The sequence below is a fragment of the Roseovarius litorisediminis genome (assembly GCF_900172295.1).
In the GTDB taxonomy this organism is placed as follows: Bacteria; Pseudomonadota; Alphaproteobacteria; order Rhodobacterales; family Rhodobacteraceae; genus Roseovarius; species Roseovarius litorisediminis.
Map to the genome: position 1 here is coordinate 246,105 of NZ_FWFL01000002.1, position 14,898 is coordinate 261,002.

13 protein-coding genes are annotated in these 14,898 nt (G+C 58.7%); 6 read left to right on the plus strand and 7 right to left on the minus strand.

Annotation, left to right across the window (positions count from 1 at the left end):
- Positions 1-2: 2 nt before the first annotated feature.
- From PEL8287_RS04540 to mdh, 5 genes are all read right to left on the minus strand, one after another.
- Positions 3-2,960, minus strand: coding sequence for a 2-oxoglutarate dehydrogenase E1 component (locus PEL8287_RS04540; RefSeq protein ID WP_085891483.1), 2,958 nt, complete (start codon positions 2,958-2,960; stop codon positions 3-5).
- 97 nt (positions 2,961-3,057) lie between these two features.
- Complete coding sequence (sucD, locus tag PEL8287_RS04545) at positions 3,058-3,939, minus strand: succinate--CoA ligase subunit alpha (RefSeq protein WP_085891173.1); 882 nt, start codon at positions 3,937-3,939, stop codon at positions 3,058-3,060.
- An 11-nt stretch (positions 3,940-3,950) separates the two neighbouring features.
- Positions 3,951-5,066 carry a hypothetical protein gene (locus tag PEL8287_RS04550; RefSeq protein WP_085891174.1) on the minus strand — a complete coding sequence of 372 codons (1,116 nt, stop codon included), beginning with the start codon at positions 5,064-5,066 and terminating at the stop codon, positions 3,951-3,953.
- A gap of 101 nt (positions 5,067-5,167) precedes the next feature.
- A complete protein-coding gene (gene sucC / locus PEL8287_RS04555) occupies positions 5,168-6,361 on the minus strand; it encodes an ADP-forming succinate--CoA ligase subunit beta (protein ID WP_085891175.1) in 1,194 nt (397 codons plus the stop codon).
- Between the two features lie 227 nt (positions 6,362-6,588).
- Positions 6,589-7,551, minus strand: coding sequence for a malate dehydrogenase (gene mdh / locus PEL8287_RS04560; protein WP_085891176.1), 963 nt, complete (start codon positions 7,549-7,551; stop codon positions 6,589-6,591).
- Between the two features lie 160 nt (positions 7,552-7,711).
- Between mdh and PEL8287_RS04565 the strand changes: the two genes are divergently transcribed.
- The 5 genes from PEL8287_RS04565 (at position 7,712) to PEL8287_RS04585 (ending at position 11,337) form a co-directional block, all read left to right on the plus strand.
- The gene (locus tag PEL8287_RS04565) at positions 7,712-8,464 is read left to right on the plus strand and encodes a sulfite exporter TauE/SafE family protein (protein WP_085891177.1); all 753 of its coding nucleotides are present in this window, start codon (positions 7,712-7,714) and stop codon (positions 8,462-8,464) included.
- A 219-nt stretch (positions 8,465-8,683) separates the two neighbouring features.
- Positions 8,684-9,544 carry an HpcH/HpaI aldolase/citrate lyase family protein gene (locus PEL8287_RS04570; RefSeq protein ID WP_085891178.1) on the plus strand — a complete coding sequence of 287 codons (861 nt, stop codon included), beginning with the start codon at positions 8,684-8,686 and terminating at the stop codon, positions 9,542-9,544.
- 3 nt (positions 9,545-9,547) lie between these two features.
- Entirely contained in the window at positions 9,548-10,096 is a 549-nt protein-coding gene (locus PEL8287_RS04575) for an NnrU family protein (RefSeq protein WP_176228559.1), read from the plus strand.
- A 3-nt stretch (positions 10,097-10,099) separates the two neighbouring features.
- Positions 10,100-10,303 carry a DUF1737 domain-containing protein gene (locus tag PEL8287_RS04580; protein ID WP_085891180.1) on the plus strand — a complete coding sequence of 68 codons (204 nt, stop codon included), beginning with the start codon at positions 10,100-10,102 and terminating at the stop codon, positions 10,301-10,303.
- A gap of 2 nt (positions 10,304-10,305) precedes the next feature.
- Positions 10,306-11,337 (plus strand): MaoC family dehydratase, encoded by a 1,032-nt coding sequence (locus tag PEL8287_RS04585; protein ID WP_085891181.1) that lies wholly within the window; start codon positions 10,306-10,308, stop codon positions 11,335-11,337.
- Here PEL8287_RS04585 and PEL8287_RS04590 read toward each other — a convergent pair.
- Positions 11,313-12,272 carry a LysR family transcriptional regulator gene (locus PEL8287_RS04590; RefSeq protein ID WP_085891182.1) on the minus strand — a complete coding sequence of 320 codons (960 nt, stop codon included), beginning with the start codon at positions 12,270-12,272 and terminating at the stop codon, positions 11,313-11,315. The two genes, PEL8287_RS04585 and PEL8287_RS04590, sit on opposite strands and share 25 nt — an antisense overlap.
- A gap of 103 nt (positions 12,273-12,375) precedes the next feature.
- On the opposite strand from PEL8287_RS04590, the gene PEL8287_RS04595 reads away from it, so the two are divergent.
- The gene (locus PEL8287_RS04595; protein ID WP_085891183.1) at positions 12,376-13,359 is read left to right on the plus strand and encodes a sterol desaturase family protein; all 984 of its coding nucleotides are present in this window, start codon (positions 12,376-12,378) and stop codon (positions 13,357-13,359) included.
- Here the strand turns inward: PEL8287_RS04595 and PEL8287_RS04600 are convergent.
- A complete protein-coding gene (locus PEL8287_RS04600; RefSeq protein WP_085891184.1) occupies positions 13,356-14,837 on the minus strand; it encodes an inorganic phosphate transporter in 1,482 nt (493 codons plus the stop codon). The two genes, PEL8287_RS04595 and PEL8287_RS04600, sit on opposite strands and share 4 nt — an antisense overlap.
- Positions 14,838-14,898: the final 61 nt, after the last annotated feature.

A 14,898-nucleotide genomic window follows, 5' to 3' on the forward strand; every position in this document is an offset into this window, starting at 1 on the left:
GATTATTTCCCTTCAATCGTAAGCGCGGCATCCACCAGCGCCTCTTGTTGTGCTTTGTGTTGTTTCGCAAGGCCCGTGGCGGGCGAGGCGGCGGCCGGACGACCGGCGTATTCCGGGCGCGTGTGCTTGGCTTTGATACGTTCCAGGACCCATTCGATGTTGGGTTCGATAAAGTTCCAGGCGCCCTGGTTTTTGGGCTCTTCCTGACACCAGACCATTTCGGCGCCCTTGAAGCGTTCAAGTTCCTTGACCATCGAGATGGCGGGGAAGGGATAGAACTGTTCGATCCGAAGCAGGTAGACATCATCAATGCCGCGCGCATCGCGTTCTTCCAGCAGGTCGTAATAGACCTTGCCCGAACACATGACGACGCGTTTGATCTTGTTGTCGGCGACCAGCTTGGTATCGGAATTGCCGTGCTGGGCGTCATCCCACAGGACCCGGTGGAAGCTGGAACCGGTGGTGAATTCTTCGGTTTTTGAGACCGCCAGCTTGTGACGCAAGAGAGATTTGGGCGTCATCAGGATAAGCGGTTTGCGGAAGGTGCGGTGCAGCTGGCGTCGCAGGATGTGGAAATAGTTGGCCGGGGTGGTGCAATTTGCCACGATCCAGTTGTCGCCGCCGCACATGGTAAGGAACCGTTCCAGCCGCGCCGAGGAGTGTTCAGGGCCCTGCCCCTCGTAGCCATGGGGCAGCAGGCAGACGAGGCCGGACATGCGCAGCCATTTGCTTTCGCCTGAGCTGATGAACTGGTCAAACATGATCTGTGCGCCGTTGGCGAAATCGCCAAATTGAGCCTCCCACAGGGTCAGCGCGTTGGGCTCGGCAAGGGTATAGCCATATTCAAACCCCAGCACCGCGTATTCGCTGAGCATGGAGTCGATGACCTCGTACTGGGCCTGCCCCGCGCGGATGTTGTTGAGTGGGTAATAGCGTTCTTCGGTATCCTGATTGATCAGGCCTGAGTGACGCTGGCTGAAGGTGCCGCGGGTACAATCCTGCCCCGACAGGCGCACCGGGAAGCCTTCGGTAAGCAGTGAGCCAAAGGCCAGGGCCTCGGCTGTGGCCCAGTCGAAACCTTCACCGGTTTTGAACATCTCGGCCTTGGTATCCAGCAGGCGGCCCACAGTTTTGTGCAGCGGAAAGTTGTCCGGTGCGGTGCTGAGCGCCTTGCCGATTTCCTTGAATGTCGCGGGTTTGATCGCGGTTTCGCCGCGCTGGTAATCCTTGTCGCGGTAATCAAGGTGTGACCATTTCCCGTCCAGCCAGTCGGCCTTGTTGGGGCGATATTCTTTGCCGGCTTCAAATTCGTCCGCAAGGTGGGACTGGAACGCCGTTTTCATATCCTCGATCTCGCCTTCGGGGATCAGGCCATCCTTGACCAGACGGTCGGTATAGAGGCTGAGCGTTGTTTTCTGCTTTTTGATCTTCTTGTACATGATCGGGTTGGTGAACATGGGCTCGTCGCCCTCGTTGTGGCCAAACCGGCGGTAGCAGATGATATCCAGCACCACGTCCTTGTGGAACTTCTGGCGGAATTCGGTGGCCACTTTGGCGGCATGCACCACGGCCTCGGGGTCATCCCCGTTCACATGGAAAATCGGCGCCTCGACCATCAGCGCAATATCAGTGGGGTAGGGTGAAGAGCGGCTGAAATGGGGGGCGGTGGTAAAGCCGATCTGGTTGTTGACCACGATATGCATGGTGCCGCCGGTTTTATGCCCCTTGAGGCCTGATAGGCCAAAGCCTTCGGCGACGACGCCCTGACCGGCAAAGGCCGCATCACCGTGCAGCAGGATGGGCAGGACCTTGATCCGATCCACGTCTTTCAGCTGATCCTGCTTGGCGCGGACCTTGCCCAGAACCACCGGGTTTACCGCCTCAAGGTGTGAAGGGTTTGCGGTCAGGCTGAGGTGCACGCGGTTGCCGTCAAATTCACGGTCCGACGAGGCGCCGAGGTGGTATTTCACATCGCCCGAGCCATCGACATCCTCGGGTTTGAAGCTGCCGCCCTGAAATTCGTTAAAAATGGCGCGGTAGGGTTTGCCCATGACGTTGGCCAGCACCGACAGGCGGCCCCGGTGGGGCATGCCGATGATGATTTCCTCGACGCCCAGAGATCCGCCGCGCTTGATGATCTGTTCCATCGCGGGAATAAGGCTTTCGCCGCCATCAAGGCCAAAGCGTTTGGTGCCCATGTATTTGACATGCAGGTATTTTTCAAACCCTTCGGCTTCGACCAGCTTGTTCAGGATCGCCTTGCGGCCTTCGCGGGTGAACTGGATTTCCTTGCCCAGCCCCTCAATGCGTTCTTTCAGCCAGCCAGATTGCTCGGGGTCGGAAATATGCATGTACTGCAGGGCGAAAGTGCCGCAATAGGTGCGGCGCACGATTTCAAGGATTTCGCGGATCGAGGCGACCTGCAGGCCCAGCACGTTGTCGATAAAAATCGGCCGGTCCATGTCGGCCTCGGTAAAGCCATAGGATTTGGGGTCAAGCTCGGGGCGGTTGGGCATCTCGCGCAGGCCCAGCGGGTCAAGGTCGGCCGCCAGATGGCCGCGGATGCGGTAGGCGCGGATGATCATCAGGGCGCGGACACTGTCCAGAACGGCACGTTTGACCGCGTCATCGCTGACCTCGATGCCCTTTTCAGCGGCCTTGGCGGCGATCTTTTTGCCCGCATCCCTGATCTCGGCGGCGGGATATTCGCCGGTCAGCGCGCTGGTGAGATCGTCGTTGGGCATGGGGGGCCAGTCAGTGCGCGCCCAGCTTGGCCCCTGCGCCTCGTGTTTGACGCTGACCTCATCATCGCCCATCGCCCGAAAGAACGCCTGCCAGGCCTCATCCACGGCATTGGGGTCACTGGCGTACCGGGCATAAAGCTGCTCCAGGTATTCCGCATTGTGCCCCTGCATGAACGAAGAGGCATGGAACTGGTCGTTGGGGGATTGGTCGGTCATGGTTGTCTCCCTGAAGAAGCCGTTTTCGATTTTGGACAGGCTCGGTACCCAGTGGGATCGGTGGCCCGCATGAAAACTGCGGGCCATCCGTTTATCTTTATCCAATCGCTTCCATCACTGCCTCACCGAGGCCCGCAGGGCTGTCGGCGACGATGATGCCAGCGGCGCGCATGGCGTCGATTTTATCCTCGGCACCGCCTTTGCCCCCGGCGACGATGGCACCGGCGTGGCCCATGCGGCGGCCCGGAGGGGCGGTGCGGCCGGCGATAAAGCCTGCGGTGGGCTTCCAGCGGCCCTTTTTCTTTTCATCGATCAGGAATTGCGCGGCTTCTTCTTCGGCCGAGCCACCGATTTCACCGATCATGATGATCGATTCCGTTTCGTCATCGGCCAGGAACCATTCCAGCACGTCGATATGCTCGGTTCCTTTGATCGGGTCGCCGCCGATGCCCACGGCGGTGGATTGGCCCAGACCCAGATCGGTGGTCTGTTTGACCGCCTCGTAGGTGAGCGTGCCCGATCGGCTGAGAACGCCACAGCTGCCGCGTTTGTGGATATGGCCGGGCATGATGCCGATCTTGCAGGCGCCGGGGGTGATCACGCCGGGGCAGTTGGGGCCGACGAGGCGGGATTTCGAGCCTTCGAGCGCGCGTTTGACGCGCATCATGTCCAGGACGGGGATACCTTCGGTGATGGCAATGATCACCTCCATCTCGGCATCAATTGCCTCAAGGATACTGTCCGCCGCGAAGGGGGGCGGGACGTAGATCACGCTGGCATTGGCGCCGGTGGTATGGCGGGCCTCGTGGACCGAGTTGAAGACCGGCAGATCAAGATGCGTCTGCCCGCCTTTGCCCGGCGTCACGCCGCCAACCATCTTGGTGCCATAGGCAATCGCCTGTTCGGTGTGGAACGTCCCCTGCGAGCCGGTGAGGCCCTGACAGATGACTTTGGTGTTTTCGTCGATGAGGACTGCCATTGATCGGCTCCTTAAGTCTGCGTTGGAATTTTTTTAGGATGAGGTGTGACGTTGTCGGGGGTCAGAACGTGGGCGACTTTCAATTCATTCCTGTCGAGCACAACCATCTCGCCCAGCCGCAACTTGATAAAGAGCTGCGTCATCAGATCAAGGGCGCGCCTTTTAGTCGTTGCGTCAGGTGGTGGAGGCCTTTGCGGGGCTTCTGAAAAAAGCGTATCGCGATCCGGGAAAAAACTGCGCCTGATCCTTTCGTTCCCGTCTTTTACGTAGGATTTCAGCTCTTTTCTCAGTTCCGGGTCCAGTTGAAGAGGCGGGTCACCGGCTGACATTTGCATCAGTCTGGGGACCAATCCCTTGCGCAATGGGTTGAAGCCACCTTTGGGCAGCACTTCGGGGATTCGCTTGTTCATCGCAAGCAAGCATTCTGTGGCAGCGGCGGAAAGCGATTTATTGGCACGGCTTGGGCGCTGAAGCGGTTTAGGATCAATCCCGCAGAACTGGCAGAAATCATCGATCACGTCGCCATTGACCAGAAAGGATTTGTCCATCAGGCGCACGTTCAGGCGGTCGCGTCCAATCGCATCGCTCCAGTTTTGTACAGTCGTATGGTAATCGAATTCCTGCAGTCTGCTTTTGAAAAAGGGCTCAAATTCCTCTGTGCCACCGCGCTTTACAAATTCCGAATAGGAGCTCTGGACAAGGTCAAGCTGATTCCGGATGTAGAGAATGTAGTGCCTTTGATCGAAATGCTGCGCAAAAATATCATCGAGTGCTTTGATTGCTTCTTTGTCGCGCAGCCAGGGGACCATATGCTCGGATGAAAAAACGGCAACGGGCTCGGTCCAGCGTTTGACGTCCCTGTCCAGGTTTGAAAGCGTTTTTGCGGCCATTTCTTTCTGCGCATCAAGCGTCGGCACCTCATAGCGCGCCCTTGCGCTCTTGATCGGAATTTGCCGGTTCAAATTTGCAAGCGCAGCCATCGGGTATTCAAGCTGACTATGATGCACAGAGTCGATGACGCCATACCGAACACCCTGACGCGCCAGACCTTCAACGTTTTCGATCAGAAACAGCTGAATAGAACTGGACCCGGTTTTGGGGGCACCTATATGGATGATTGCTTTCATTGCTGAAGTTAAATCATTCGTATGGGAGGCCAGACATCTGCGGGCCAGTGAGACCCTGACAGATGACTTTGGTATTTTCGTCGTTGCGGACGGCCATTTTCTTACCCCTTCACCGCTTTCACGATCTTCTGGGCGCCATCCTTGAGGTCGTCCGCGGCGATCACGTCCACGTCCGAATTGTTGATGATCTCTTTGCCTTTTTCCACGTTGGTGCCTTCAAGCCGCACAACCAATGGCACTTGCAGGCCGACCTCTTTGACCGCGGCGACAACGCCTTCGGCAATGACATCGCAGCGCATGATGCCGCCGAAGATGTTCACAAGGATGCCTTTGACCTGCGGGTCCGAGGTGATGATCTTGAACGCCTCGGTGACTTTTTCCTTGGTCGCCCCGCCGCCGACGTCTAGGAAGTTGGCCGGCTCGGCGCCGTAAAGCTTGATGATGTCCATAGTGGCCATCGCCAGACCTGCGCCGTTGACCATGCAGCCGATTTCGCCGTCCAGAGCGATATAGTTGAGATCGTATTTGGACGCCTCAAGCTCTTTTGGGTCTTCTTCGGTGGTGTCACGCAATTCAGCGATGTCGCGGTGACGGTAGACGGCGTTGCTGTCGAAACCCATCTTGGCGTCAAGGCATTTCAGATCGCCCGCGTCGGTTATGATAAGCGGGTTGATCTCGAGCATCTCCATGTCCTTGTCCAGGAACATTTTGTAAAGCGTGCCCATCAGCGCAACACATTGTTTGACCTGCTTGCCCTCAAGCCCGAGGTTGAAAGCGATGCGGCGGCCATGGAAGGCCTGATAGCCGGTGGCGGGATCGACGCTGAAGCTGAGGATCTTGTCGGGGGTCGAATGTGCCACTTCTTCGATGTCCATGCCGCCTTCGGTCGAGCAGACAAAGCTGACGCGGCTGGACTGGCGATCGACCAGAAGGGCCAGATACATCTCGTTCTGGATGCCTGCGCCGTCTTCGATGTAGATGCGGTTGACCTGCTTGCCTGCCGGGCCGGTCTGTTTGGTGACCAGTGTGCGGCCCAGCATGCGCTTGGCTTCTTCTGCGGCCTCTTCGACCGATTTGGCCAGACGGACGCCGCCAGCCTCGCCTGCGCCGGGTTCCTTGAATGTGCCTTTGCCGCGGCCGCCCGCGTGGATCTGGGCCTTGACCACCCAGAGGGGGCCATCCAATTCGCCGGCGGCGGTTTTGGCTTCTTCAGCCCTGAGAACGACACGGCCATCCGAGACCGGGGCGCCGTAGGAGCGAAGAAGGGCCTTCGCCTGATACTCATGGATATTCATGAAACTGTCCCGTTTTGCTGCGATTTGGACAGGTATAGGCACAAGGTTGATGGGTAATTAAACGATTTTTTGTCAAAAGGTGGGTTTTGGGGTGAATTAGTGAAATTTGTGATCACAGTCTTAAATCGTGTGATCACAAAATGGGAAACTTGAAAAATTAAAAGCAATTTTAAAAGAATCAGGGCCGGGAAACCCCAGCCCTGATTGCATTATTTCCGGTGCGAAGATCAGGCCAGTGAAGGGTCGATTTCTTTGCAGGCCTTGACCAGGCCTTTGACGGCCTTGACCGAACTGTCGAACATGGCTTGTTCGTCTTTGTTCATCTTGATGTCGACGACTTTTTCGATGCCGCCTGCGCCGATCACGGTGGGCACGCCGACATAGAACCCGTCAAGACCGTAAGCGCCGTCGACATAGGCGGCGCAGGGCAGAACGCGTTTTTGGTCTTTCAGATAGGCTTCGGCCATCTCAATCGCAGAGGTGGCAGGCGCATAGAACGCCGAGCCGGTTTTCAGCAGTCCGACGATTTCGGCGCCGCCGTCACGGGTGCGCTGCACGATCGCATCCAGTTTTTCCTGTGTGGTCCAGCCCATCTCAACCAGATCCGGCAGCGGGATGCCGGCAACGGTGGAATAGCGTGTCAGCGGCACCATGGTGTCGCCGTGGCCGCCCAGAACAAAGGCAGTGACGTCTTTCATCGAGACGCCGAATTCGACGCTGAGGAAGTGGCGGAAGCGGGCGCTGTCCAGCACACCGGCCATGCCGCAGACCTTTTCATGGGGCAGGCCAGAGAATTCGCGCAGGGCCCAGACCATCGCATCGAGCGGGTTGGTGATGCAGATGACAAAGGCGTTCGGCGCGTGATCGCGGATGCCTTCGCCGACGGATTTCATGACCTTGAGGTTGATGCCCAGCAGGTCATCGCGGCTCATCCCCGGTTTGCGGGGCACCCCGGCGGTAACGATGCACACGTCGGCGCCTGCGATGTCTTCGTAGGATTGGGTGCCGGACATGGCGGCATCGAAACCCTCGGACGGGCCGGATTCAGCGATGTCGAGCGCTTTGCCCTCGGGGGTGCCTTCGGCGATGTCGAAAAGAACGACGTCGCCCAGTTCTTTCAGCGCGGCGAGATGGGCAAGTGTGCCGCCAATCTGTCCTGCGCCGATCAGCGCAATCTTGGGTCTGGCCATTGGAAATGTCTCCGGTCGGTTAGAATTCGCGGTTCGGCGTAGTCCGATTTGAAACCGCGCGCAAGGGCGCTGCAATGCGGCAAAGATGCACAAGATGGCTGTTGTGTGCCATGGAATACGGTAAAAGTTCTGTAAACGAGAAGGGTTAAGGGATGTCACCATGGCCGGAGTAACGATGGGTGTTTTCGCTATCGGAGTCTTTGCCACCCTGTTTGCGGGCGTCTCGAAGGGCGGTTTTGGTTCGGGCGCGGCCTTTGCGGGGGCATCGATTCTGGCGTTGGCAGTGCCGCCGGGGCAGGCGCTGGGCATCATGCTGCCGTTGTTGATGCTGATCGATGTGGTCACCTTGCGGCCCTACTGGCGGCAATGGAGCTGGCCGGACGCAAGATTGCTGGTGCTTGGCGGGGTGCCAGGGGTTTTGCTGGGCGCTGCGTTCTACCGGGTTGCCGATGCCGATCTGCTGCGGCTTTTGATCGGCTTCATTTCAATTGGTTTCGTCGCCTGGCAGGTCGGCGCCCGGGCCGGGCTGATCGGCGCATTGCGGCCGCTTCCAGTCTGGGGCGGGGCACTGGCGGGGTTGGTTGCGGGGTTTACAAGTTTTGTAAGCCATGCAGGCGGGCCACCGGCGGCGGTCTATTTATTATCGCGCAAGCTGACCAAAACCCAGTTTCAGGCCACGACAGTGCTGGTTTTCTGGCTGGTCAACATCGCCAAGGCGGTTCCCTATGGCTTTTTGGGGATCTTCACAGCGCAGACACTGCTGTTTGACCTGGCTCTGGCGCCTTTCGCCGTTGTCGGGGCCTGGCTGGGGGTCAAGGCGCACCAGATCGTGCCGGAACGTATGTTCTTCAGCATCACCTATCTTTTGTTGTGCGTCACAGGGGCCAAGCTGATCTGGGATGCGCTGTCATAAGTCTTGTGTCGCAGATGGTGAAAGCCGTGGTGGGCCATCCTTTCGGCGGGCTGAATAATTGAAGCTGAAAGATGCGGCCAAGCTGGGGAAATGCCGCAGGTTTTGGTTTGATGTCGGGTATTTTCTGCGCTGCGGCGAGAAAGCGCTTGAACATTTCCATTGAAAAATGGCATTCCTGCGCAAGATTATTGCGGAAAAGATTCAGGCGAGGAGTGCCAGATGGACACCAGCACACACCCCTATCGTTCGGTGCTATATATTCCGGGTTCGAAAGAAAGGGCGCTGGACAAGGCGCGCACCCTGCCGACGGATGCAATCATTTTCGACCTAGAAGATGCCGTGGCCCCCGATGCCAAGGCAAGCGCCCGTACGACCCTGGCGGCGGCCTTGCGCGAAGGCGGTTTTGGTAAACGGGCCAAGATCGTGCGGATCAATGCGCTGACTACCGAATGGGGTCTTGAGGATGTGCGCGTACTGCGCGATGCCGGAGCGGATGCGATTTTGCTGCCCAAGGTCAACACCCGCTCGGACGTTGATAATCTGGCCGATCTGTTAAGTCCGACAATGCCGATCTGGACGATGATGGAAACGCCCGTCAGCGTGTTCAACGCACGCGATATCGCGGCGCATGGCCGGGTGACGGGGCTGGTGACCGGCACTAATGACCTGACCAAGGATCTGAATTGCCGCTATCGGGTTGACCGCCTGCCACTGATGACGGCATTGCAGATGATCGTCATGGCGGCGCGTGCGGCAAGGATCGTGGCGATCGACGGGGTTTATAACCGGTTCCGTGATGGTGACGGACTGAAGGCCGAATGCGAGCAGGGCCGCGATCTGGGTTTTGATGGCAAGACGCTGATCCACCCGGCACAGATCGAAGTGACGAACACCGCCTTTGCGCCCACCCAATCCGAGGTCGAACTGGCGGGGCGGCAAATCGCGGCCTATGAGCAAAGCATGGCCTCGGGTCAGGGCGTTGCCGTGGTGGATGGTCAGATCGTGGAAAATCTACATGTGGTTGCGGCCAAGCGTATACTGGCCAAAGCTGAGGCAATTGCCCAAATGGCAGCGGAGTAAATCATGACCCTATTATTTATCGGCCTGATCCTGTGGACGGGGGCGCATCTTTTCAAGCGTATTGCGCCACAAAAACGCGCGGCGATGGGCGACAAGGGCAAGGGCCTGGTCGCTGTCGGCATTCTGGCCGGTCTGGTACTGATGGTGATCGGCTATCGCGGCGCTGAAGTGATTGATATCTGGTATCCTCCGATCTGGACGGTGCATCTGAACAACCTGTTGATGCTGATCGCCGTTTTCATCTTTGGCATGAGCGCCACGACAGGCCGGTTGCGCGGGCGCATGCGCCATCCGCAACTGACGGCGGTGCGTATCTGGGCAGGGGCGCACTTGCTGGTAAACGGCGATCTGGCCTCGATTATCCTGTTTGGCGGGTTGTTGATCTGGGCGCTGCTGGAGGTGGTATTGATCAACAGGTCCGAGCCTTGGGATCGTCCCGCGCCGGGGCACGCCAAGAAAGATCCGGTGCTGATCGCCATCACGCTGGTGATGTTCGGTATTATGACCGCCATTCACGCCTGGCTGGGCGTCTGGCCGTTTCCGGGGTATTAAGACATGAAACTTTACCGTTTTCTGACAGCGGATGACACATCGGCCTTTTGTCACAAAGTGACAGATGCCCTGAACAAGGGCTGGGAATTGCACGGATCGCCCACCTATGCCTTTGATCACGCAAATGGTGTGATGCGCTGCGGTCAGGCCGTGGTGAAAGAGGCGGACGGTACCTATACCCCCGACATCAAGCTGGGAGAGCAGTAATAATGGCCAAAACCAACCCGGGCCGGTTTTTTGAGGATTACACGGTGGGCGAGACGATCCACCATGCGGTGCCGCGCACGGTATCGGGCGGTGAACGCGCGCTCTATCATGCGCTCTATCCCGCGCGCCATGCACTCTATTCCTCGGATGAATTTGCCCGCAGTTGCGGATTGCCCGCCAGCCCGCTGGATGATCTGGCGGCCTTTCACGTGGTTTTCGGCAAGACGGTGCCCGACATCTCGCTGAATGCGCTGGCCAATCTGGGTTATGCCGAAGGACGGTGGCTAAAGCCGGTGTATCCCGGTGACACGATCCATTCCACGTCCGAGGTGATCGGCCTGAAGCAGAACTCGAACGGAAAATCCGGTGTTGTCTGGGTGCGTACCAAGGGCCGCAATCAGCGGGCCGAAGTAGTGCTGGACTATGTGCGCTGGGTGATGGTGCGCAAACGCGATTTTGATGCGCCTGCCCCCGAGGTTGTGATCCCCGATCTGGCCCCGGCGCTGGCGGCGTCGGATCTGACCATTCCCGATGGGCTGAATTTCACCAACTACGATTTCACGCTGGCCGGTGAGGCGCATCGCTGGGGCGATTACGAGGTGGGTGAAAAGATCGACCATGTTGATGGTGTGACCGTCGAAGAGGCCGAGCATATGATGGCGACGCGCCTGTGGCAGAACACTGCCAAGGTGCATTTCGATATCGGCTCGCGCCCGGATGGTCGGCGGCTGATCTATGGCGGGCATGTGATTTCAATGGCGCGCACGCTGTCGTTCAACGGGCTGGCCAATGCGCAGATCATTGCGGGCCTGAACGGCGGGACCCATGCCAACCCGTGTTACAGTGGTGACACGATCAAGGCATGGTCCGAGGTGCTGGACCGCGCCGAAACATCGGCGCCGGGTGTCGGCGCGCTACGTCTGCGGCTGGTGGCCACCAAGGGCGGCGAGGCGTTCACGCTGAAAGGCGAAGATGGCAAATACCTGCCTCATGTGATGCTGGATCTGGATTACTGGGCGCTGATCCCGCTTTGATCGGGTGGGCAGGTCAAGGCTTGCGCGGCACTGCTGCCCCTCCAGTTTTCAATGGCTTCCAGAAAGGCGGAAACCGGTTTTCGGGAGCGGCCGGGGATTCGGCCGGACAGCAGTTGCAGGCCGGGAAGGCCGGGTTCAAGCGGCAGGGTTAAGAGGGTGTCGCCGCCGTAGGAAAGGGCTGTCAGCGGGCGCATCGACAATATGGCCAGACCGGCCCCGGCCCCCACGAGGCTACGCACCATTTCGGTGCTGTCGGCTTGGGCCGCGATATGGGGGGCTAACCCGTTTTGCCGGAACAGGCGGCTGATATAAGGCCGTGCCAGCGGGCGATCCAGTTGCACCAAAGGAAACCGGGCGACATCCGCCAGGGTGACTGCACCGCCCTGGGCAATTTCATGGCCCTGAGGCGCCAGCACATAAGGCGGCAGGTCCAGCAATACGCTTGTTTCGATGCCGGGACGCAAATCCTGACCGGCAAAAAGAATGGTATCCAGTTGGCCGGCCAGCATGGCCTCTTGCGCGCTATCGTTGTCATGCTCAAAAAGCTCTAGCCGCAGATCAGGATTTGCCCGGATCATCGGGCAGAGGAGCGTTGGCAAAAAGGCAGGGGCCACCGGCGCGTAATAGCCGATACGCAGGGTGCCGGTCAGGGTTTGGGCCAGGGCACGACCCTGATCCATGATGCCGCTGTATTCTTCAAGCAATGTCCGGAACCGGGCCGCCATGTCCCGCCCTTCGGGGGTTGGTACAACACCGCGGGCGCGGGTGCGGATCAGCAGGTCGGCGCCGAATTCGGCCTCGACCTGATCCAGCATCGCGGCAATGGCCGAGGCGGCAACGTTCAGATCACGTGCGGCGGCGGTAATTGAGCCATGTTCGACGGTTGCCACAAAGGCGCGCAGGGCCCGCAGGGAAAGGCGAAGATCGATGTGCATGACTAAACCCCGGTTTTTCAGATATCAATTCACATCTTATTCTAATTTTCCATTAATTGAAGCTATGGCAGAGTAAGCCTGTCGCTGAAACAGGAGCCCCGATATGACCGACGCCCCGGAACCACAATTACCCGGCTGGCATTACGTGCCGGACACGCCGATCAGGGTTTCGCCGTTTTTCTGCTGGCCACCGGAGCCGCTGCGTATGCTGGGCTGGTTTGCCAAGAACTGGTTTGCCTTCGCAGAAAACACCATTCTGGTTGCGCTGGCCTTGATCTGCTGGACGTGGCTGAGCCCCTCGCTGGAAACGGCTGCGACGCTGGCGCCGGGTTGGATTGCCGGGCTGTGGTTGCGCAATCTGGTGCTGATGACACTTGTGGCGGGGGGGCTGCACTGGTTTTTCTACGTGCGCAAGAGGCAGGGAAGTAAGCTCAAATTCGATGGGCGCGACCTGATGAACAAGGGCAGGCAGTTCAGTTTCGGCGGGCAGGTCCGCGATAACATGTTCTGGACGCTGGTCAGCGGTGTGGGGTTCTGGACCGCCTATGAGGTTTTGATGCTGTGGGGCATGGGCAATGGCTGGATCCCGTCACTGGTGATCGGGGATCATCCGGTGTGGTTCGTGGCGCTGTTCCTGCTGACGCCGCTGTGGATTTCGTTTCACTTTTACTGGATTCACCGGGCGCTGCACTGGGGGCCTTTGTACCGGATTGCCCATGCGCTGCATCATCGCAACGTCAATGTCGGGCCGTGGTCGGGATTGTCGATGCATCCGGTAGAAAGTTTTGGGTTTTTCAGTAGCATTCTGATCCATCTGATCATCCCGGCGCATCCACTGCATATTATTTTTCATCTGCAACATCAGGCCCTGACAGCGGCTACGTCGCACACCGGGTTTGAGGATTTGTTGGTAAAGGACAAGCGGCAGCTATCGCTGGGGCGGTTTCATCACCAGATGCACCACCGCTATTTCGAGGTGAATTACGGCAATCTGGAGGTGCCATGGGACAAATGGTTCGGCTCGTTCCATGACGGCACGGCGGAGGCACATGAGCGGCTGAAGGAACGGCGGCAACGGCGCGTTTAAGTGGTCAGGCTGTTGAGGATAAAGAAGATGACCGCCGACATAAGTGCTGCAGCGGGAACAGTGATGACCCATGCCGCGACAATGGTCATGAAGTGGCTGCGGCGCACCAGTTTGCGGCGGCGGCGTTCTTCGGGTGCGATGGTTACCTTGGCAGGGTGCGCTGAGTTGTTGTTGCGGCGTCGACGCTCCATGTGCCATTCGCGGAAAAATCCGACGCCAAAGACCCCGCCTACCGCGATATGGGTTGAACTTACCGGCAGGCCCAGCCAGCTGGCCACGATCACCGTGATTGCCGCAGACAGCGCCACGCAATAGGCACGCATCGGGTTGAGTTTGGTGATCTGGCTTCCGACCATGCGGATGAGCTTCGGGCCGAACAGAAACAGGCCGAATGAGATGCCGAAGGCGCCGATTACCATGACCCACATTGGAATATGTACTTTGCTTGCGAAATCGCCAGCCTCGGCCGCGTGCACGATGGCCGCCAAAGGGCCCACGGCATTGGCCACGTCATTGGCCCCGTGCGCGAACGATAACAATGCCGCGGAAAACACCAGCGGCAGGCCGAACAGAACCTTGACCGATTTGTTGCGGTTCTCCAGCCCCTCGGATTGACGGTGGATCAGCGGGCGGGTGATCAAATAGGTGGCAATGCCCAGGCCAAGGCCGATCAGCAGGGCAGCGCCCATCTCGATCTTGATGATCTTCTTGAAGCCTTTGAGCGCCAGATAGGCGGCAAAGGTCCCGGCCATGATCCCCACCAGAATGGGCACCCATTTGCGCGCGGCGGCAATTTTATCTTCCTGATAGATGATACGGCTTTTTATCAGCGCCAGAAAGGCGGCGGCAATGGCCCCGCCCAGAACCGGTGAAATGACCCAACTGGCGGCGATGGCACCCATCGTGGGCCAGTTGACGGCAGACATTCCTGCCGCAGCAATGCCAGCCCCCATCACGCCCCCCACTACCGAATGAGTTGTCGACACCGGCGCGCCTACCTTTGTGGCCAGATTGACCCAGAGCGCGGCGCTAAGCAGGGCGGCCATCATTGCCCATACAAAGGTGCGGATTTCGGTCATGCCCGACGGGTCGATGATGCCTTTGGAAATCGTTGAAACCACGTCGCCGCCAGCCAAAAGCGCGCCTGCGCTTTCGAAAATGGCTGCAATGATGATGGCACCACCCATGGTCAGGGCGTTGGCACCCACAGCGGGGCCCATATTGTTGGCCACATCATTGGCGCCGATATTGATGGCCATATAGGCCCCGATCACGGCCGCGACGACAACGATCAGATTAATAGGCGTGGCCTGAAAGAACAGGGCTGCGGCCAGCCCGGCCAAAACCATGAAGGCCAGCGCGATGCCCGGTGCCACCAGCGGGCGGGCGACATAGGCGGTGGCATACTCGACCTGAGAGATCTTGTTCAGATCCTTGTCGAGGGTATTCCAGTGTTTGCTGTCTGGTCTGTCGGCCATGGTTCGCCCCGGATGTTACGCGTCCTGAAAGCGCCTAAAGATGAAAGCGCGCCAGTTCAAC